20 protein-coding genes and 2 tRNA genes are annotated in these 18936 nt (G+C 65.2%); 14 read left to right on the forward strand and 8 right to left on the reverse strand.

Annotated features, from left to right (window positions below; genetic code table 11):
- Nucleotides 1-71 precede the first annotated feature (71 nt).
- The 5 genes from hemA to BRSPCE3_RS12535 all read right to left on the reverse strand — a co-directional run bounded on the left by hemA (nt 72) and on the right by BRSPCE3_RS12535 (nt 6409).
- The gene (hemA, locus tag BRSPCE3_RS12515; protein WP_244066115.1) at nt 72-1301 is read right to left on the reverse strand and encodes a 5-aminolevulinate synthase; all 1230 of its coding nucleotides are present in this window, start codon (nt 1299-1301) and stop codon (nt 72-74) included.
- A 179-nt stretch (nt 1302-1480) separates the two neighbouring features.
- Nucleotides 1481-2545 carry an MBL fold metallo-hydrolase gene (locus BRSPCE3_RS12520; protein WP_244066116.1) on the reverse strand — a complete coding sequence of 355 codons (1065 nt, stop codon included), beginning with the start codon at nt 2543-2545 and terminating at the stop codon, nt 1481-1483.
- 187 nt (nt 2546-2732) lie between these two features.
- Nucleotides 2733-4877, reverse strand: coding sequence for a methyl-accepting chemotaxis protein (locus BRSPCE3_RS12525; protein WP_244066117.1), 2145 nt, complete (start codon nt 4875-4877; stop codon nt 2733-2735).
- A 234-nt stretch (nt 4878-5111) separates the two neighbouring features.
- A complete protein-coding gene (locus tag BRSPCE3_RS12530; RefSeq protein ID WP_244066118.1) occupies nt 5112-5858 on the reverse strand; it encodes an outer membrane protein in 747 nt (248 codons plus the stop codon).
- Nucleotides 5859-6088: 230 nt separating this feature from the next.
- Complete coding sequence (locus tag BRSPCE3_RS12535; RefSeq protein WP_244066119.1) at nt 6089-6409, reverse strand: hypothetical protein; 321 nt, start codon at nt 6407-6409, stop codon at nt 6089-6091.
- Nucleotides 6410-6498: 89 nt separating this feature from the next.
- Here BRSPCE3_RS12535 and BRSPCE3_RS36035 point away from each other — a divergent pair, with 89 nt between their 5' ends.
- The gene (locus BRSPCE3_RS36035) at nt 6499-6624 is read left to right on the forward strand and encodes a hypothetical protein (protein ID WP_283843111.1); all 126 of its coding nucleotides are present in this window, start codon (nt 6499-6501) and stop codon (nt 6622-6624) included.
- Here BRSPCE3_RS36035 and BRSPCE3_RS12540 read toward each other — a convergent pair.
- Nucleotides 6576-8189, reverse strand: a complete 1614-nt coding sequence (locus tag BRSPCE3_RS12540) for a hypothetical protein (protein WP_244066120.1) — start codon at nt 8187-8189, stop codon at nt 6576-6578. The genes BRSPCE3_RS36035 and BRSPCE3_RS12540 overlap by 49 nt on opposite strands.
- A 256-nt stretch (nt 8190-8445) precedes the next feature.
- Nucleotides 8446-8520, reverse strand: a tRNA-Thr gene (locus BRSPCE3_RS12545).
- 317 nt (nt 8521-8837) lie between these two features.
- On the opposite strand from BRSPCE3_RS12545, the gene BRSPCE3_RS12550 reads away from it, so the two are divergent.
- The 13 genes from BRSPCE3_RS12550 to BRSPCE3_RS12610 all read left to right on the forward strand — a co-directional run bounded on the left by BRSPCE3_RS12550 (nt 8838) and on the right by BRSPCE3_RS12610 (nt 18342).
- A complete protein-coding gene (locus BRSPCE3_RS12550) occupies nt 8838-9029 on the forward strand; it encodes a hypothetical protein (protein ID WP_244066121.1) in 192 nt (63 codons plus the stop codon).
- Between the two features lie 68 nt (nt 9030-9097).
- The gene (locus BRSPCE3_RS12555; RefSeq protein ID WP_244066122.1) at nt 9098-10795 is read left to right on the forward strand and encodes a cyclic nucleotide-binding domain-containing thioredoxin-disulfide reductase; all 1698 of its coding nucleotides are present in this window, start codon (nt 9098-9100) and stop codon (nt 10793-10795) included.
- Between the two features lie 169 nt (nt 10796-10964).
- Nucleotides 10965-11273, forward strand: a complete 309-nt coding sequence (locus tag BRSPCE3_RS12560) for a UBP-type zinc finger domain-containing protein (RefSeq protein WP_057018148.1) — start codon at nt 10965-10967, stop codon at nt 11271-11273.
- A 165-nt stretch (nt 11274-11438) separates the two neighbouring features.
- Nucleotides 11439-11939: a hypothetical protein gene (locus BRSPCE3_RS12565; protein WP_244066123.1), complete on the forward strand. Its 501-nt coding sequence runs from the start codon at nt 11439-11441 to the stop codon at nt 11937-11939.
- Between the two features lie 157 nt (nt 11940-12096).
- Nucleotides 12097-12921, forward strand: coding sequence for an alpha/beta fold hydrolase (locus BRSPCE3_RS12570; RefSeq protein WP_244066124.1), 825 nt, complete (start codon nt 12097-12099; stop codon nt 12919-12921).
- Between the two features lie 213 nt (nt 12922-13134).
- Nucleotides 13135-13794 (forward strand): epimerase, encoded by a 660-nt coding sequence (locus BRSPCE3_RS12575; protein ID WP_244066125.1) that lies wholly within the window; start codon nt 13135-13137, stop codon nt 13792-13794.
- An 85-nt stretch (nt 13795-13879) separates the two neighbouring features.
- Nucleotides 13880-14308, forward strand: coding sequence for a DUF2948 family protein (locus BRSPCE3_RS12580; protein WP_244066126.1), 429 nt, complete (start codon nt 13880-13882; stop codon nt 14306-14308).
- A 217-nt stretch (nt 14309-14525) separates the two neighbouring features.
- On the forward strand, nt 14526-15821 hold the full coding sequence (gene hisD / locus BRSPCE3_RS12585) for a histidinol dehydrogenase (RefSeq protein ID WP_244066127.1): 1296 nt from the start codon (nt 14526-14528) through the stop codon (nt 15819-15821).
- Nucleotides 15818-16321, forward strand: coding sequence for a UPF0262 family protein (locus tag BRSPCE3_RS12590; RefSeq protein ID WP_244066128.1), 504 nt, complete (start codon nt 15818-15820; stop codon nt 16319-16321). Before hisD ends, BRSPCE3_RS12590 begins: the two co-directional genes overlap by 4 nt.
- A 114-nt stretch (nt 16322-16435) precedes the next feature.
- Nucleotides 16436-16900 carry a low molecular weight phosphatase family protein gene (locus BRSPCE3_RS12595; protein WP_244066130.1) on the forward strand — a complete coding sequence of 155 codons (465 nt, stop codon included), beginning with the start codon at nt 16436-16438 and terminating at the stop codon, nt 16898-16900.
- A 195-nt stretch (nt 16901-17095) separates the two neighbouring features.
- On the forward strand, nt 17096-17725 hold the full coding sequence (locus BRSPCE3_RS12600; RefSeq protein ID WP_244066131.1) for a Maf-like protein: 630 nt from the start codon (nt 17096-17098) through the stop codon (nt 17723-17725).
- Nucleotides 17726-17930: 205 nt separating this feature from the next.
- A complete protein-coding gene (gene yacG, locus BRSPCE3_RS12605) occupies nt 17931-18125 on the forward strand; it encodes a DNA gyrase inhibitor YacG (protein WP_244066132.1) in 195 nt (64 codons plus the stop codon).
- Between the two features lie 141 nt (nt 18126-18266).
- Nucleotides 18267-18342 (forward strand) — tRNA-Phe (locus BRSPCE3_RS12610).
- A gap of 275 nt (nt 18343-18617) precedes the next feature.
- Here BRSPCE3_RS12610 and BRSPCE3_RS12615 read toward each other — a convergent pair.
- On the reverse strand, nt 18618-18935 hold the full coding sequence (locus tag BRSPCE3_RS12615) for a nitrile hydratase accessory protein (RefSeq protein ID WP_244066133.1): 318 nt from the start codon (nt 18933-18935) through the stop codon (nt 18618-18620).
- Between the last annotated feature and the right edge of the window lies 1 nt (nt 18936).

An 18936-nucleotide genomic window follows, 5' to 3' on the forward strand; every position in this document is an offset into this window, starting at 1 on the left:
AGGATTATAACGCAAAGGGCCGGCCGCGCGATGCACGGCCGGCCCGAATTCGGGGGTAGAAACGGATAGGGTTACTCGGCGGCCAGCGATTTCTGGCGCAGCGGCAGGCCGAGCCGGTCCCAGACCTGGAGCAGGGCCTCGGCCAGCGCGTCGATCAGGCCATCGTCATGGTAGGGCGAGGGCGTGATGCGCAGCCGCTCGGTGCCCTTGGCGACCGTCGGGTAGTTGATCGGCTGGATGTAGATGCCGTGGTCCTCGAGCAGCAGGTCGGAGGCGCGCTTGCACTTCTCGGGGTCGCCGACGAACAGCGGCACGATATGGGTGTCGCTCGACATCACCGGCAGGCCGGCGGCGGTCAGGATCGCCTTGGTGCGGGCGGCGCGGTCCTGGTGGCGCTCGCGCTCCCAGGTCGAGGTCTTGAGGTGGCGGATCGCAGCCGTCGCGGCCGAGCAGATCGCCGGCGGCAGGGCGGTGGTGAAGATGAAGCCCGGCGCGTAGGACCGCACCGCGTCGATGATCTCGGCGCGGCCCGCGATATAGCCGCCGAGGCAGCCGAACGCCTTGGCCAGCGTGCCCTCGAGCACGTCGATCCGGTGCATCACGCCGTCACGCTCGGCAATGCCGCCGCCGCGCGGGCCGTACATGCCGACCGCATGGACCTCGTCGACATAGGTCATGGCGCCGTATTTCTCGGCCAGATCGCAGATCTTGGCGAGCGGCGCGACGTCGCCGTCCATCGAATAGAGGCTCTCGCAGACGATCAGCTTCGGCCGGTCGGGACCGGCGGCGATCAGGAGCTCCTCGAGATGGGCGACGTCGTTATGGCGGAAGATCTGGCGGTCGCAGCCGGCCTGGCGCACGCCTTCGATCATCGAATTGTGGTTCAGCGCGTCCGACAGGATCAGGCAGTTCGGAATAAGCTTGGCGAGCGTCGAGATGCCGGTCTGGTTCGAGACGTAGCCAGAGGTGAACAGCAGCGAGGCTTCCTTGCCATGCAGGTCGGCGAGCTCGGCCTCGAGCTGCACCAGCGGATGGTGGGTGCCGGCGATGTTGCGGGTGCCGCCAGCGCCGGTGCCGACCCGGGTCGCCGTCTCGACCATGGCGCCGACCACCTTGGGGTGCTGACCCATGCCGAGATAGTCGTTGGAGCACCAGATCACGACGTTGCGGCTGCCTTTCGGCGAATGCCAGGTCGCGTGCGGGAAGCGTCCCGCGATCCGCTCGAGGTCGGCGAACACCCGGTAGCGCCGCTCATCGTGCAGGCGGTTGAGGGCGGTGTTGAAGAACTGGTTGTAATCCATCGGCAAACCCAGAAAGGAACCTGACCGGAACGACTGCCTCTTCTTAGAGCTTTTCCAGCTCTAATGTCCATGCATTGGCCCACATCTGGGCATGCGTCGCAGTTGGGCAAATTGCCCTAGCTTGCGCGATTTTGCTTGATTTCGGTCAAATAGCCCGGGGCATTACGGGCCGGCCGAGCTCAGGTCGTGCTGAAGCGCAGCATGCCGTCGTCGTGCATTGCGGCCGTCAGGCGGCCCTCGACCAGCATGTAGTTGACATGGGCGACCAGCTCGCCGGCGGCGAAGCCCATCTGGTGCTCGTCCAGCACGTGCTTGTGGAACACCACGGGGACCAGTTCCTTGGAGGTCTGCGGCACCTGGCGGCAGGCCTCGGCGATCAGCCGGCAGCGCTCCTCATGATGATCGGCGAGCTGCTTGATCCGGGTCTTCAGCCCGTAGAACGGCACGCCGTGGCCGGGCAACACCATCACGTCATAGGGCAAAGTGGTGGTCAGGCTCGCCAGCGAGGCCAGATATTCGCCGAGCGAGTTCTGCTCGGGCTCGACCGCCCAGACGCTGACATTGGGCGAGATCTTGCTCAGCACCTGGTCGGCGGACAGGAACAGCTTGTCGGCGGCGCAATACAGCATCACCTGGTCGAGCGCGTGGCCGCCACCGGTGATCACCTTGAAGCGCCGCGTGCCGATCACGACCTCGTCGCCATGGGTGAGGCGGTGATAGGACGGCGGCAGCACCGACACGCGCTTCAGATAGTCCTGGCCGCGGCCGAGCAGCTTCTCGGTCAGGTCCTCGTCCATGCCATGGCAGCGAAAGAACAGCCGCTGCGCGTTGCGCCGCTCCTCGGTGCCGCGATTCTGGTGATAGACCGACTGCAGATATTCGACCTGCGACATGAACAGCGGGCAGTCGAAGCGCTCGGTGATCCAGCCGGCGAGACCGACATGGTCGGGATGCGAATGCGTCACGATCAGCCGCTTGACCTTGACGTGCTTCAGCGGTCCTTCGAACAGCGTGGTCCAGGCCGCAATCGATTCCTCATTGCCGAAGCCGGCATCCACCATGGTCCAGCCGTCGCCGTCGGCGAGCAGATAGATGTTCACATGGTTGAGGCGGAACGGCAGCTTCAGCCGCGCCCACAGCACGCCGGGCGCCACCTCCACGACCTGGTCGTGGCCGGGATGGTTCTCCCAAGGGTATCGCAGTGCCTCCGCGGAGGAGGGAAGGCTGTCGGTCTTCGTATGCATGCTACCGGCTTAGCGGCACATTGCCCGCCGCGCCAGCCGAAAAATCAGATAGTCGTCCGGAGAATACGCTGATCGGCGGCCCGAATTCCGTAGCCCGGATGGAGCGAAGCGCAATCCGGGGCCCTGGCTCCATAGAGAGCGACCCCGGATTTCGCTGCGCTCCATCCGGGCTACGATTTCGCTGAGCTTACGCCGCCCTTATGTTCGACAGGAAGCCGTCGATCTCGGAGCGCAGCACGTCGGCCTCGCGGCGCAGCGCGTCGGAGGCGCTGAGCACCTCGCCGGCAGCAGTGCCGGCCTCGGCCGAGGCGGTCGAGACGCCGACGATGTTGCTCGACACCTCGCTGGTGCCGCCCGCCGCATGCTGGATGTTGCGGGCGATCTCGCGGGTCGCGGCGCCCTGCTCCTCGACGGCGGCGGCGATCGCGGTGGTGACGTCGTTGATCTCGCCGATCGTGCTCGAGATGTTGCGGATCGCGGAGACCGCCGTGGTGGTCACCTCCTGCATGCTGACGATCTGCTGGCGGATCTCCTCGGTGGCCTTGGCGGTCTGGCTCGCCAGGTTCTTCACCTCGGAGGCGACCACGGCGAAGCCGCGGCCGGCCTCGCCGGCACGCGCCGCCTCGATGGTGGCGTTGAGCGCCAGCAGGTTGGTCTGCGAGGCGATGGTCTGGATCAGGTCGACCACGACGCTGATGCGCGCGGCGTTGTCGGCGAGCCCCTGCATCGTGGTGTCGGTGGCGCTGGCCTCCTCCACCGCCTTGCGGGCGATCTCCGCCGAGGTGACGACCTGGCGGCCGATCTCCTGGATCGAGGACGACAGCTCCTCGGTGCCGGCCGACACCGTCTGCACGTTGACCGAGGTCTCCTCGGCGGCCGAGGCCACCGCATTGACCAATGCGCTCGACTGGTCGGCGGTCGCCGACATGCTCTGCGCGGTCGACTGCATCGAGTTCGCGGCGGTCTGCAGGCTGCCGAGCGCGTCGCGCACCGTCGATTCGAAGGTTGCGATCTGGGTCTCCATGCGCGAGGCGCGCTCCGCCTTGGCGGAGCGGTCCTTGTTCTGGTTCTCGGTCAGCTCGCGGCTCTCGATCATGCTTTCGCGGAACACCTGCAGTGCGTCGGCCATGACCGCGATTTCGTCGCGCTGGCGGCTCTGCGGGATCTCGGTGTCGAGGTCGCCGTCGGACAACAGCTGCATCGAGCGCTGCAGGCCGCGGATGCGGCGCAGGATGTTGCGGCCGACATAGAGCCAGACGAACAGGAACGAACCGACCAGCGTCAACGCACCGAGGCCGATCATGACCGTGGTCGCAAGCGAGATCTGCTGCCGCGCCTGGAAGGTCGAGCTGTCGGTCTCCTTCTGCACGGCGTCGACCAGCTGCTGGACGCTGATGCCGAGCCCGACATTGAGCTTGCGGGTCTCTTCCAGGATGGTCTGGCCGTAGTCGATCGAGTCGAGTTCCTTCTGGCGGACCTTGAACACGCCGGTCTTGCCTTCGCCGAGCGTCAACAGCTTCTGCGCGGTGTCGCGCACGGCAACGATCGCCGGATTGTTCGGCAGGTCGTCGAGGTTGGACTTGACGCGTTCGCGGCCCTTCTTGAACTCCGCCTCGATCGCATCGAGCGTCTCGCTGGAATTGGCTGACAGCGCCGCGGTCATGTCGGCGGCCATCAGATTGCCGGCGGCCAGCACGCTGCTGATCTGGCTGACGGTGCGGGCCGCCTCGGTGGCGTCGTCGGCGGAGACTTCGGCCGCCGCGAGGATGGCGTTGAGCCGGGTCTGCGCGTCGAGCGTCGCGGGACCGGTGGCGGAGACGAAGGCCGCCTGCGCCTTGCGCAGCGCGTTGTACTGCTTGTCGCGCAGCGCGCCGACCTCGAGCCGCTCGCGCGCCGCCGAGATCAGGCTCTTGGTCGCCTCGTCGGTGTTCTTGACGTTCTCCTGCAGCGCGCTGACGACGGCTTTGTCGGCGCCGAGCTCGATGATCTCGCCAAGCTTGGCATTGGTCTGCTGCGCAACCTCCTGCACCTTCTTGGTGCGCTCGTTCAGCGCATCCTCGCTCTGCACGGCGAGCAGGCCGGGACCTTGCGCCGCGAGCGAGGCGCTCTGCGCGGACAGTTGCAGGCTCGCGGCAAGCCGCGGAATGTCGCGGCCGGAGAGATCGCTCATGGTGCCGCCGAGCTGATGCAGCACGATGCCGGCGCCTGCGCTGATGACGAGCGCCATGCCCGCGATCACGGCGAAGGCCGCGAACAGGCTACCCCTGACGCCCATCTGCGGCAGGCGGATACGCTTGAGATTTGGTTTGCCGAGCTTGAACCGAAACGCCATTGCCCCGTCCCCTGGCCACTATCCTTGGCCACTACTCTTGGATGTTTCCCCGGCGCGGGAGTATCGGTGCGGCGGGTTAACAAAATCGGGAAAATCGCGGCGATCTGCGGGATTTTTCAGGGCGGCCGCGCGCCGGCGCCGTGTTGGTTCGCTGTGCGGAATCAATGCACGCGATATGATGCAAAAAGGCCGGCGCGAGGCCGGCCTTTCCACTTTTGGTTGTGGAGAGTGATCTCAGTAGCGGCCGTAGGCGGGGCCGCCACCGAAGTTACCAAGATTGAAGCGGTAGTTGAGGCCAGCCTTCACGGTGTGCTCGTCATTGTGGAAGCTGCCGACCGGCACCAGCGCGCCGGGCGCGGTGAAGCGGCTGTCGCCGAAGTCGTAGTACTGATACTCGACCTTGGCCGACCAGTTCGGCGCGAACATGTATTCGGCGCCGCCGCCGATGGTCCAGCCGTTGCTGTGGTTGTCGCTGAGCGCGAAGCCGACCGGCGCGCCGCCGAGCGTCACCGTTTCGTTGTTGTCGGAATAGGCGTAACCGCCCTTCACATAGATCAGGCCCGGGCCCCAGGTGTAGCCGACGCGGCCGGTGATCGAACCGATGCCGCGCTGGTTGTTGTTGTAGACGTAGCCGCCCGGGAAGATCGCGTTGAGCTGATGGCCGCCGACCCAGGAATACTGGCCTTCGAGGCCGATCACCCACATCGGCGACAGCTGCCAGTCGTAGCCGGCCTGCACGCCGCCCATGAAGCGGCCGTCGGAATCCGAGAGCGCGAGGCCGTTGAAGTTGTTGTTGCCCGAGAACACGCCGCCGAGATGGCCGCCGAGATAGAAGCCGGTCCAGTTGTAGAGCGGCGCGGCGTAAACGGGCGCGGGCGCCTTCTGGTAATAGCCGCGGTTGAAATCGGCGGCGTCGGCGGTCGCGCCAAAGGCGGCGACGGCAACAGCTGCGGCTGCGGTTGCGAGCAGGAACGTCTTCATGGGGGTAGTCTCCGGACAAGTTCATGAGGCGCAGCGTGAATGGCGCCATCCATGGCGGATGGGTTAGACCGCATTTGAATAAAATGCAGTCACCGGAAGGCTGTCCGGAGCGTTAAGTCGCACCCTTTGCGGTGAAACGTTTTGTTGTGCCTAACGAACGCTTAAGCCGGAGTGACGGAAGGCTTAATGCCGCCTGCACGACGCGCATCTCGCGTTAACCAAGCGGTCTGCTAGTCCAATCGCTTGCGCACGTCGTCGCGCATCTGCTCGCGGAACGCCTGGCGGCGCGCGGCGCGATCTTTGACCGGAACGTCGTGACGATCGAACACGTCGAACTTCTCCAGGATCGGATAGTGCTCGCTCGCCATCGCCAGGATGCGGAGCAGGCCTGCGACTTTCGGGGTCGGGCCGGTGACTTCCCATTTGCGGAGTTTTTCGGCGCCGCCCGCGGCCGGCAGCCCGCACAGCTTCGCCATGTCCGCCGCCGTCAGCTCCCTGCCGAGTGCCTCGCCGAGATGCTTGCGCAATTTTCTTAGTTCTGGGCCGGTCACGCTTGGGTCCGCAAAGTGTGAAGTGAGTCACATGACGTGCTCGGGGAGCCGTCTATACGCCGCGCATGCGACTTCTCAAGGAAACAATCATGAACGGCATCATCGAAAGCCTCAGCCCTGACGACCGACACATCGATTGGAGATGGGTCGGCAGTGTGTTCGCGTTCTACATCGTGCTGATGATCGGCGGCGTGGGCCTGCTGATCGTGCATTGATCCAGCGAATCCGACGAGGGCATTTTTTCGCCGCGGAGGGCCTTCAGTTGCTGAAAGGCCAGCATAAGTTTCCTCTTCACCGGGCCGAGGGTTTGCCGCAGCCGCGCATAGGCGAGGTGCCTGATCGGAAGGTTCAGGTCCTGCGCGAGCCTTTGGTAGTGTTCGGCCAGACTTTGGTTGTCTTGAGCCAGACTTTGATGGTTTCCGACCAGCCTCTGGTGGTCTCCAGCCAGCCTTTGGTAATCTTTGGCCAGGCTTTGGTAGCTTTCGACCAGCCCTTGATAATATTCGTTGAGCCTTTGGTAGTGTTTGCCCAACTCTTGATGGCCTTCAACCAGGCCGTTGTAGGCCGGGAGAACGTGTTCTTCGAGATATTGACCGCGCGCGACCCACTGAAGTCCGTGTGTGCTGATCGCCAGTTCCAGCGGGCCGAGCGTCTCGGGAATCGCGCTGCGCGCCAGCCCGAGCCGTTGCGCTTCGTCGTCGACGACGCTGTCAAATCGCTCGACCATTTGCCTGAACGTCCACGCAGGGGACAGGGCAACTTCGTGAAACGCGCGATCGATGATGGCTTGTGCCTTGGAAGGATCTCGTATGATCGAGACCACCTCCGCCATGTTGCCGTGGTCGCGGCGGAGCGGGACGTAGTGCTCCCACGGCTTTACCGCGCCTGAATAGTCACCCTCATAGAGGACCATAAGGGTGCGAAGCGCGGCGGCTTCGAAAATGCGCGGAGAAACCACCCGGATAACGATCTTGCCGTCGTCATCTCCCAAAAATCTCTGTCTCACCACCTCGTGGGGGACGTCGGGATTTTCTGCGCAGAAGCGTTCCACCTGGATCTGGATGTCCCCGGTGAAATCGATGAAGCTGACGCCGCTCTCCGTCCCCAGGACGGCTTTCGAGCTCGCGACAAAGTCAATCCAGGAGCCGCCATAGACCCGCGACGTTTCGCTGGTGTCGATGTCGCAGACCAGATTGTGCTGCGCTGCATCGGCGGCAAATCTGTCGGCTATCCGCCATTTTTCCTCGGCGAAGGATCCGAGCCAAGGCGACGTCTTGCGTGCGCGATACGAAACGTCGCGCGGACGCTCCGCATAGCTCGGCACCTTCATCGACAGCAGGTGTTCGGGGACGAATCCGGTGAGCGTGTGCTCGAACCGCACGCCTTGGAAATACTTGTCGCGGTAGATTTTTCGGGTCACGTCGGGGTTCGTGACGGTGAAAATCACGCCGACCTGCAAATCGGCCAACGCCGCGTTTTGACGATCGACGAATCGATATTCGTCCTGGATGAACGCGACCTTGACCCCTTTGAACCGTCTTAGCCGCTCGCGGAGCGAGGCGGGAATGTAGTTCTCCATCGAGATCACGATGGAATAGTGAAGGATCACGCAGTCATAGCTGTCCAGATCCGCTCCGATGGCCTCGAAGGCCAGCGAATCAACAATGGTGTATTTGTGTTGGCCATATTGGCGAAACGCCCGAATATGATCCGATACCGTATTGGTTTTCAGCGCTGCTGCGGCGCACAGGAGCAGAATATTGCGGGGGGCGGAGTGCACGCGGATTTCTCAAGGTGATAATCGAACCATCTGACGCGAAGAATCTGATTCTCTCAACTTCCTTGCGCCCTCCGGCCATCAAATTTCCAAACTTTGCGCCCCGTCAAGGGTGTTCCTCGGGCGCCGAGCCGAACAATCCCAATGAGCTGAAAGCACGTTGCGTGGACCGCCGACGCGGTTGATACAGGCGCCGCTGGCGGCGAGCCCGCTCGCGTGAAACAGCGATCCCAAGTGTTTGAACCGTCGAGGGAGATCCTGGTGCTGCCAGACAGGATTGAACTGTCGACCTCTCCATTACCAATGGAGTGCTCTACCACTGAGCTACGGCAGCATGCCCGGGAAAATTGAATCGGCCGCATGGGCCCGTCCAAGCGGGCGGTTCTTGCCACAGGCCTCCCATTCGCGCAAGCGAAACAGCACCCTTGCTGCCGGTGAAATCCGCAGAAATTGGCCTTCTGCGCGGTGATCCTGTCCAATTCGGCCGATTTGGGCTCGATTGGGTTCCGGATCCCGCTGGAACGTCCCGATCCAGCGACCACCGAATCATGCCACCGAGCACGCAACTGGCCGACCGGGCAGGGTGCGCCGGCGCCGTCCATTGGCTAAGGTCGGCCTCGCGCAGGGCGTCGGCGGTTCGAGAGTTCTAGAATGACAGGCGAGCAGGACAAGGGCGGTGGGCAGGCCCGCGTGAAGGATTCACGGCAGGATCGTCTCAAGCTGGCGCTGCGCGAAAACCTGAAACGGCGGAAATCGCAGGCGCGCGGTCGTGACGAGGTGGCCTCTTCCGAACTCGCCGATCGCTCGCTAGATGACGCCGGCGGAAACGAGCCGGACCGCTAGGCCGGCTTGCCTGTGTTGCCAAGACGTGTGTTGCCAAGACGTGTTGCCAAGAAAGCGAGTCGCCGAAAATGGCTATCGATGAGACGACGATCAATCGGTTGAACGCGACCGCCTACGCCTTCCCGCGCCATGAGCAGACCTTTCCGACCCTAACCGCGCATGAGATCGAGCGGATGCGCCGCTTCGGCGAGCCGCGTTCGTACCGGGACGGCGAGGCGCTGTTCGAGACCGGCACGCCCGGTCCCGGCATGTTCGTGGTGCTGTCGGGCAACGTGTCGATCACCCAGCGCGACGGCCTCGGCCATGTCACGCCGATCATCGACCAGGGTCCGGGCCAGTTCCTGGCCGAGATCGGCCAGCTCTCCGGCCGCCCGGCGCTGGTTGACGGTCATGCCGACGGTGCTGTCGAGACGCTGCTGCTGCCGCCCGAGCGGCTGCGCGCGCTGTTGGTCGCCGAGGCCGATCTCGGCGAGCGCATCATGCGCGCGCTGATCCTGCGCCGCGTCAGCCTGATCCAGGGCGGCGCCGGCGGGCCGGTGCTGATCGGCTCGGCCTCGGTCGGCAACACGGCGCCGCTGCAGAATTTCCTGGCGCGCAACGGCCAGCCGCATCACGTCATCGATCCCGAGACCGACAAGGATGCCGCCGATCTCGTCGCGCGCTATTCGCCGACCCGCGCCGAGCTGCCGCTGGTGGTCTGTCCCAACGGCACGGTGCTGCGCAATCCGTCCGAGATCGCGCTTGCGATGGCGCTCGGCATGATCGGCAACAATGCGCAGGACAAGCTCTACGATGTCGCCGTGGTCGGCAGCGGCCCGGCCGGGCTCTCCACCGCGGTGTATGCGGCCTCCGAGGGCCTGTCGGTCGCGGTGTTCGATTCCCGCGCCTTCGGCGGCCAGGCCGGTGCCAGCATGCGGATCGAGAACTATCTGGGCTTCCCGACCGGCATCACCGGCCAGGCGCTTGCCGGGCGCGCCTTCAACCAGGCGCAGAAATTTGGCGCCGAGATGCTGATCCCGGTCTCGATCAAGTCGCTCGACTGCTCGAAGGCGTCGGGCGCGTTTGCGCTCGCCACCGGTTGCGGGCACACGCTGCGCGCCAAGTCGGTGGTGGTGGCGAGCGGCGCGCGCTATCGGAGGCCTGCGATCGACAATCTCGAGAGCTATGAGGGCCGCGGCGTCTGGTACTGGGCCTCGCCGATCGAGGCGCGGCTCTGCACCGACCAGGACGTGGTGCTGGTCGGCGGCGGCAACTCCGCAGGCCAGGCCGCGGTGTACCTGTCGGCGCATGCCCGCAGGGTCAACATGATGATCCGCGGCGGCGGGCTCGGCGCCAGCATGTCGCGCTATCTGATCGAGCGCATCGAGGCGACGCCGAACATCGAATTGATGTTCAACACCGAGGTGGTCGGGCTCGACGGCGCCGAGACGCTGGAGCGGGTGCGCTGGCGCAGCCGGCTCGCGCCCGACGAGTTCACCATGGATATCCGCAATCTCTTTTTGTTCGTCGGCGCCGATCCGGCGACCGGCTGGCTGGAGGGCTGCGGCGTGCAGGTCGACCGCGGCGGCTTCGTGATGACCGGCATGCAGAACGGCGAGGGCGCGCGCGCCGTGCCGCTGCTCGAGACCACGGTGCCCGGCGTATTCGCGGTCGGCGATGTCCGCTCCGGATCGGTCAAGCGCGTCGGCGGCGCGATCGGCGAGGGCGCGCAGGTCGTCGCCGCGCTGCACGGCTATCTCGCCGATGCGGGTGGTTCGTCGCTGTGATGACCATCGAGCAGCGAATGCTCATGATTAGCCGTCATCCTGGGGAGCCGCGAAGCGGCGTCTCGAAGGATGGATCGGCCACAGTGCGGCCGTGCATCCTTCGAGGCTCGCAAGGGCTCGCACCTCAGCATGACGGATCAGATAGGCGCGGCAGGTAAAGGGACCGAAAATGACCAAAGGCTGCACCCACATCGCCGGCATCCAGGACGTCACGCCGAGCGCGCTCGGCTGTGAGGAATGCCTGAAGAGCGGCAGCCGCTGGCTGCATTTGCGGATCTGCCGGACCTGCGGCCATGTCGGCTGCTGCGACGACTCGCCGAACCGGCACGCCACCGCGCATTTCCACGCCACCGGCCATCCCGTGATCGAGGGCTACGATCCGCCGGAGGGCTGGGGCTGGTGCTATGTCGACGAGGTGCTGTTCGACCTGTCGAAGCGCAAGACGCCGCACAACGGACCGATCCCGCGCTACTATTGATGTCTCATCAGGCGCACGCGTCGCGCCATCTGAGGGATGACGGTTGATCAAAATTTAGCACCGGCAAATTCTGATGAGATGCCGGTCGTCCTGCCATCGAACATTGTAGCAATTTCTGATCGCGCATCGTAACGTGGTGTGGGTCCTCAGCGGGGAGCGAACCACATGTCGACGTTGGTGCTTGTGCACGTCATTATCAGCCTGATCGCAATCGTCGCCGGTGTGATCGTGATGTTCGGGCTGCTCGGCTCGCGCGCGATGCCGGGGCCGACCTTGATCTTCCTCCTGTTCACGATCCTGACCAGCGCCACCGGCTTCGTGATCCCGCCGCTGGTGACCGAGAAGCTGCTGCCGTCGCAGATCATCGGCGGCCTCTCGCTGGTGCTGCTCGCGATCGCCTGCATCGCGCTGTATGCAATGCAGCTCAGGGGCGCCTGGCGTCCGATCTATGTCGTGACCGCGATGGTCTCGCTCTATCTCAACGTCTTCGTGCTGATCATCCAGAGCTTCCTGAAAGTGCCGGCGCTGCAGGCGCTGGCGCCGGCGGTGCCGCCGAACCCGCCGTCCGGACCGGTGTTCGCGGCGGTGCAGGGCATCGTGCTGGTGTTCTTCGCCGTGATGATCATCGGCGCCTGGCGGCGGTTCAGGCCGGTCAATTTCGCCTGATCCTATTTGTCATTCCCCGATGCGCAATTGCGCATCTGAGGGCGCGCGCAGCGCGAGCCCGGAATCCATCGGGCCACACATTCTCTGGATAAATGGATTCCGGGTTCACGCTGCGCGTGCCCCGGAATGACGCATCCGCAACAAGAGGAGCAAGCAAATGCCCACCATCACCACCAAAGACGGCGTCGAAATCTTTTTCAAGGATTGGGGTTCGGGCCAGCCGATCGTGTTCAGCCATGGCTGGCCGCTGTCGTCGGACGACTGGGACGCGCAGATGCTGTTCTTCGTCGGGCATGGCTTTCGCGTCGTCGCCCACGATCGCCGCGGCCACGGCCGCTCGGCCCAGGTCGCCGACGGCCATGACATGGACCACTACGCCGACGACCTCGCGGCTGTCACCGCGCATCTCGACCTGAAGAATGCCGTCCATGTCGGTCATTCCACCGGCGGCGGCGAAGTCGTGCACTATATTGCCCGCCACGGCGAGAGCCGGGTGGCGAAGGCTGCGATCCTCAGCGCGGTGCCGCCCCTGATGGTGCAGACGGCGGCAAACCCCGGCGGCCTGCCGAAGTCGGTGTTCGACGGGCTGCAGGCGCAGCTCGCGGCCAACCGCTCGCAATTCTACCGCGATCTGCCGGCCGGGCCGTTCTACGGCTACAACCGGCCGGGCGCGAAACCGTCGGAAGCCGTGATCCAGAACTGGTGGCGGCAGGGCATGATGGGCGGCGCGAAAGCGCATTACGATGGCATTGTCGCGTTCTCGCAGACCGACTTCACCGAGGACCTGAAGAAGATCACCGTGCCGGTGCTGGTGATGCATGGCGACGACGACCAGATCGTGCCCTACGCCGATTCCGCCCCGCTCTCGACCAAGCTTCTGAAGAACGGCACGCTGAAGACCTACAAGGGCTTTCCGCACGGCATGCCGACCACGGAAGCCGAGACGATCAACAAGGATCTGTTGGCGTTCATCAGGGGGTGAGGCGCGGGCTGCGTTCTGCGTCGCGTCTCAACCTTGGGCAGCTTCACTGATGCTCAAGTGAGGAAGCCACCAGCGGAAGGGTTCCCTCCCCCGCAAGGGGGGAGGGAGCCCAATCAACGTGCTCACCTCACCAAGGGCTGATGCGCTAACCTATCCGCTCGAGGACGCGACAATCGCGACTCGAGCGAGCCGGGGCGACAAGGAGCACATCGCATGAAGGTCATCCTGTTCGGCGCGACCGGCATGGTCGGGCAGGGCGTGCTGCGCGAATGCCTGCTCGATCCCGCCGTCGAGCGCGTGCTCGCGGTGGGGCGCAGCCCGACCGGGCAGCGCGACCCCAAGCTCGTCGAGTTGACCTGCGACAATTTCACCGACTACAGCGCGATCGAGCCGCAGCTTGCCGGCTACGACGCCTGTTTCTTCTGCCTCGGCGTCTCCTCGATCGGCATGGACGAGGCGCGCTACCGTCATCTCACCTACGACATCACGCTGGCCGCGGCGACCACACTTGCACGGCTCAATCCCGGCATGGTGTTCACCTATGTCAGCGGGCGCAGCACCGATTCCACCGAGCAGGGCGCGCTGATGTGGGCGCGGGTGAAGGGCAAGACCGAGAACGACCTGCTCAAGCTGCCGTTCAAGGCCGCCTACATGTTCCGGCCCGCCGGCATCCAGCCGCTGCACGGCGTGCGCTCCAAGACGCCCTGGGTGCAGGCGATCTATCTCGCGACCGCGCCGCTGCTGTCGTTCCTGGTGCGGGTGGCCCCGGGTTACATGACGACATCGGAGCAGCTCGGCCGCGCCATGCTCAAGGTGGCCCGGGACGGCTACCCTCGGCCGGTGCTGGAGAGCGAGGACATCAACCGCCTGTGACGGGCCGGCAGAGCCGGTTCCCCCGCGCCGGATTTCGTTACGGAGCGTGGTACCTCCGGCGGCCGAAGGCGTTATAACCACCGTCATGTCCCCACCCGCGCCGCTGAAACTGATCGCCCTCGATGCCGATGACCTCGCGGTGATCTCCGCCCATGTCCAGGATGCCCAGGTCCAACCCGCCGACATCGTCTGGCGCCAGGACGAGAAACGCCTTGTGGTCGGCCTGAACCGGCTGGATTGGGAGCAGACCCTGTCCGGCGGCACCTGCTCGCGCCGGCTGATCGCCGCGCTCCGGTTCGACCGGGTGCTGGCATGCAAGTCGCGCAATATCGACCTCGAGGCCCCCACGGCCACCCTGGAACTGCTCGGGATCGAATTCCACGCCTCCGACCCGCCGGGCGGCAGCGCGCTGCTGATGTTCGGCGAGGGGGCGGCGCTGCGGCTCGATGTCGAGTGCCTGGAGTGCGAATTGACCGATCTCGGGGAAGACGACCTCGGGGTGGCGGCGGGGTAAATATGTCCATCGTCCCGGCGAAGGCCGGGACCGATCACCCCTGAAGCCCGTTGCTGGAGTGAGATGGGGCCCCAGCGTTCCACCACAATTACTATTTGTGGTTATGGGTCCCGGCCTTCGCCGGGACGACGGTGAAATTGCGTGTCTGGCAAGGGTTGACGGCCATTATCCGCCGCGCCATTGAGCAGGGACCCGAATTGCTCCTAAGAAAGCCGTCATGCCCGTTCGCCTGGACCGACAGAGCGCCGATTTCGACCAGCGTTTCCGCGAATTCCTGGCGGCCAAGCGCGAGGTCTCGGCCGACGTCGAGCGCGCCACCCGCGCCATCGTCGATGACGTGGCCGCCCGCGGCGACGCGGCGCTGCTCGAGGCGACCAAAAAGTTCGACCGACTCGATCTCGACGCTGCCGGCCTGCGCATCACCACGGCCGAGATCGATGCCGCGGTCGCGGCGTGCGATCCCAAGACCGTCGACGCGCTGAAATTCGCGCGCGACCGGATCGAGACCTTCCATCGCCGCCAGCTGCCGAAGGACGAGCGCTTCACCGATGCCGAAGGCGTCGAGCTCGGCTGGCGCTGGAGCGCGGTCGATGCGGTCGGGCTTTACGTGCCCGGCGGCACCGCGGCCTATCCGTCCTCGGTGCTGATGAACGCGGTGCCGGCCATGGTCGCCGGCGTGCCGCGGGTGGTGATGGTGGTGCCGGCGCCGGACGGCAAGCTCAACCCGCTGGTGCTGGCGGCAGCCCAACTCGGCGGCGTCTCGGAAATCTACCGGGTCGGCGGCGCCCAGGCGGTGGCCGCGCTGGCCTATGGCACCGCGACGATTGCGCCGGTGGCAAAAATCGTCGGCCCCGGCAACGCCTATGTCGCCGCCGCCAAACGGCAGGTGTTCGGCAAGGTCGGCATCGACATGATCGCCGGTCCCTCCGAGGTGCTTGTGATCGCCGACGACACCGGCAATGCGGACTGGATCGCGGGCGATCTCCTGGCGCAGGCCGAGCATGACGTCAGCGCGCAGTCGATCCTGATCACGGATAGTGCCCGTCTCGCTGCCGATGTCGAGCGCGCGGTCGAGGCGCAGCTTGCGACCTTGCCGCGCGCCGAGATCGCCCGCACCTCCTGGAACGATTTTGGTGCCGTGATCAAGGTGGCCAAGCTGGATGACGCGGTCGAGCTCGCCAATGCGATCGCCGCCGAGCATCTCGAGATCATGACCGCGGACGCCGAGGGCCTGTCGAAACAGGTCCGCAACGCCGGGGCGATCTTCCTCGGGGCCCATACCCCGGAGGCGATCGGCGATTATGTCGGCGGCTCCAACCACGTGCTGCCGACCGCGCGCTCCGCCCGGTTCTCCTCGGGCCTCGGGGTGCTTGACTTCATGAAGCGAACCTCGATCCTGAGGTGCGGGCCGGATCAGCTGCGTGCGCTCGGGCCCGCCGCGATGACGCTCGGCCGGGCCGAGGGTCTCGATGCCCATTCACGTTCCGTCGGATTGCGCCTCAACCTCTCATGAACAAGCCACCAGACGACGAGGATTCCAACAATCGCATCGTCGCGGTGACGCTCGACGAGGAATCGATCGGCCGTTCCGGGCCCGACATCGAGCATGAGCGGGCGATCGCGATCTACGATCTGGTCGAGCAGAACCTGTTCGCGCCCGAGGGCGCCGCGGCCGGGCCCTATACGCTGCATATCGCGATCACCGGCAACCGGCTGATGTTCGATATCCGCAAGGAGGACGGCGCGCCTGTCGTGGCGCATCTGTTGTCGCTGACGCCGTTCCGCCGCGTCGTGAAGGACTACTTCATGATCTGCGACAGCTACTACCAGGCGATCCGGACCGCCACGCCGGACAAGATCGAGGCGATCGACATGGGCCGCCGCGGCATCCATGACGAGGGCTCGCGCACGCTGCAGGAGCGGCTCAAGGGCAAGGTGCGGGTCGACTTCGAGACCGCGCGGCGGCTGTTCACGCTGATCACTGTGCTGCACTGGAAGGGTGAAGGCGCATGATCCCGAAAAGTGGGCACCGGTTTTCGGATCCGATCATGCGCCAGAATAAGAGGCGCATGATCCCGATCGCTGCAGACGACGGGGGCGTACCCCGGTCGAAAAAAGCCTGATCGCATGGAAGCGCCGCGCGCGCGCACCCCGCAGGCCGTGCTGTTCGCATGTGGCCACAATGCCGTGCGCTCGCCGATGGCCGAAAGCCTGCTGCAGCAGATGTTCCCGCAAGGCGTCTACGTCCGTTCCGCCGGGGTGAAGAAGGGCGAGCTCGATCCGTTCGCGGTCGCGGTGATGGCCGAGTTCGGCCAGGACATTTCCGGCCACAAGCCGCAGACCTTCGAGGAGCTCGAGGATTGGGAGGGGTTGAACTTCGACCTCATCATCACGCTGTCGCCGGAGGCGCATCACAAGGCGCTGGACCTGACCCGGACGCTCGCCGCCGAGGTCGAATACTGGCCGACCCACGATCCGACCGGCACCAGCGGCAACCGCGAGCAGAAGCTCGCCGCCTATCGCGAGGTCTGCGACGGCCTGTTGCTGCGGATCCGCCGCCGTTTCGCCAAGGGCGGCGCCGCGAACCTGTGAGGCGCGGCGAGGCGAGGCCGCCGGGTTCCGATTCACAGAACCGCCCCTTGTCGCCAGACTGACAAACGACTGTGCTTATGGGGCCTTGTCAGCAAGGGGAAGCGCGATTCGCAGGCAGTTCCAAGGTTGTGCATCGATGCCCCATCCGATAGGTTCCGCCCGCGTCCGTCCCCCCGATTCAGCCCAAAAGCCCGCATGCTAGGCCGTCCCAAATTCGTTCTTGCTTCCGGTTCGCCGCGGCGGCTGGCCCTGCTCAACCAGGCCGGCATCGAGCCCGATGCGCTGCGCCCGGCCGATGTCGACGAGACCCCGCGGCGGGCCGAGCTGCCGCGCGCCTGCGCCAACCGCCTGGCGCGCGCGAAGGCCGACGCGGCGCTGAAATCGGTGCAGCTCGACGACGATCTGCGCGGCTCCTTCATCATTTCGGCCGACACCGTGGTCGCGGTCGGCCGCCGCATCCTGCCCAAGGCCAATCTGGTCGACGAGGCCGCGCAGTGCCTGCGGCTGCTGTCGGGCCGCAACCACCGCGTCTACACCGCGATCTGCGTGGTGACGCCGCGCGAGGCGTTCCGCCAGCGCCTGGTCGAGACCCGCGTGCGCTTCAAGCGGCTCAGCGAGGACGATATCCAGGCCTATATCGGCTCCGGCGAATGGCGCGGCAAAGCCGGCGGCTATGCCGTGCAGGGCATCGCCGGATCCTTCGTGGTCAAGATGGTCGGCTCCTACACCAATGTGGTCGGCCTGCCGCTGTACGAAACCGTGACCCTGCTCGGCGGCGAGGGCTTTCCGGTCCGTCACGGCTGGCTCAACTCCGTCGCGGTGTGAGCTATCCACTTTCGCGCAGCGACGGCAGTCGATCGCCGGGCGCGAGAGCTCGTCCCAGCGGCGCGCCACCAAAATATCGAAAACAACCCCATGCACAGTAGCCGGCGACCGCCGGGGTTCCGACGCGGCGCCTTGACTCGTCAGGCAAACCAGCTGTGCGAGGGAGCGCGGCGGACCATGCGACAGATGATGTAAACTCCCGGCCATGACCGACCAAACCCGAACGCCCAAGGCCATACCCTCTGCCACCCCGCGCGCCTGCTCGATCTGCGGCAAGCCCGCCGAGCAGGCCTTCCGCCCGTTCTGCTCGCCGCGCTGCCGCGACGTCGACCTCAACCGCTGGCTGACCGGCCGCTACGTCGTTCCCGGCCGCGAGGACGACGCGGAAGACCCGGAATAGCCAAGATTTCCCAACAAGTTGGGGAAACAACGCCGAGCGGGCCGCGCCCGGCGAAGCGTTTCGCGAAGCCGGGTGGACACGGCGCCCCGACCTCTCTATAAACCGCCCGCTCGCACCGGCCTTTTCGGTCCCCGCGGGTATGCCCAGGTAGCTCAGTTGGTAGAGCATGCGACTGAAAATCGCAGTGTCGGTGGTTCGATCCCGCCCCTGGGCACCACGCTTTTCCACGCTGGCGCACGACCTTGTACGATCGCGTTCGCTAGATGAGCGGTGCTTGCGGATTTCCCTCAATGGGGACCGCTAAGTTTACGTACGTTCGAATCCAGCCTCCCCGCAACCAAGCTAGATGTCCATCGAGCCAGGCCGCCTTGGACGCCTAACATGAACTACCGGCATTGGCTTGGGTCGAACGCCTAACTCGACCGCAGCGGCAGAGGTCGTTGGATGAATGCGCTCTGGGGCCGCGGCTGGATCGATCCGACAACGACGCGCCTAGAAAGACCCCAGGGTCGATTGGTCGACCAAGCCGGATCGTTGCACCATCTGCTCAAGTACGGTGAGCCAGATCTCGTAGTAGTCCCAATTTGGGTCTGTCTTGTCATGGGTGGCCTCCCACGCGGCGATGCTTGATATCATTTCCGATCGGAAATCATCCCATTCGAACACGCCCTGTTTGGACAAGGCGAGCGCGATGCCGAAGGCCTGACGCTCCCAGGGCGCGCTGAAGCAAAGGCTTCCATTGTCCTTGGGTGGCATGTCGGGCTCCCCCAGCATGCTTCCCAAGGCGAAATGCTCGAAATTCGTTTGCATC

The sequence above is a fragment of the Bradyrhizobium sp. Ce-3 genome, assembly GCF_022835695.1.
Classification (GTDB): domain Bacteria; phylum Pseudomonadota; class Alphaproteobacteria; order Rhizobiales; family Xanthobacteraceae; genus Bradyrhizobium.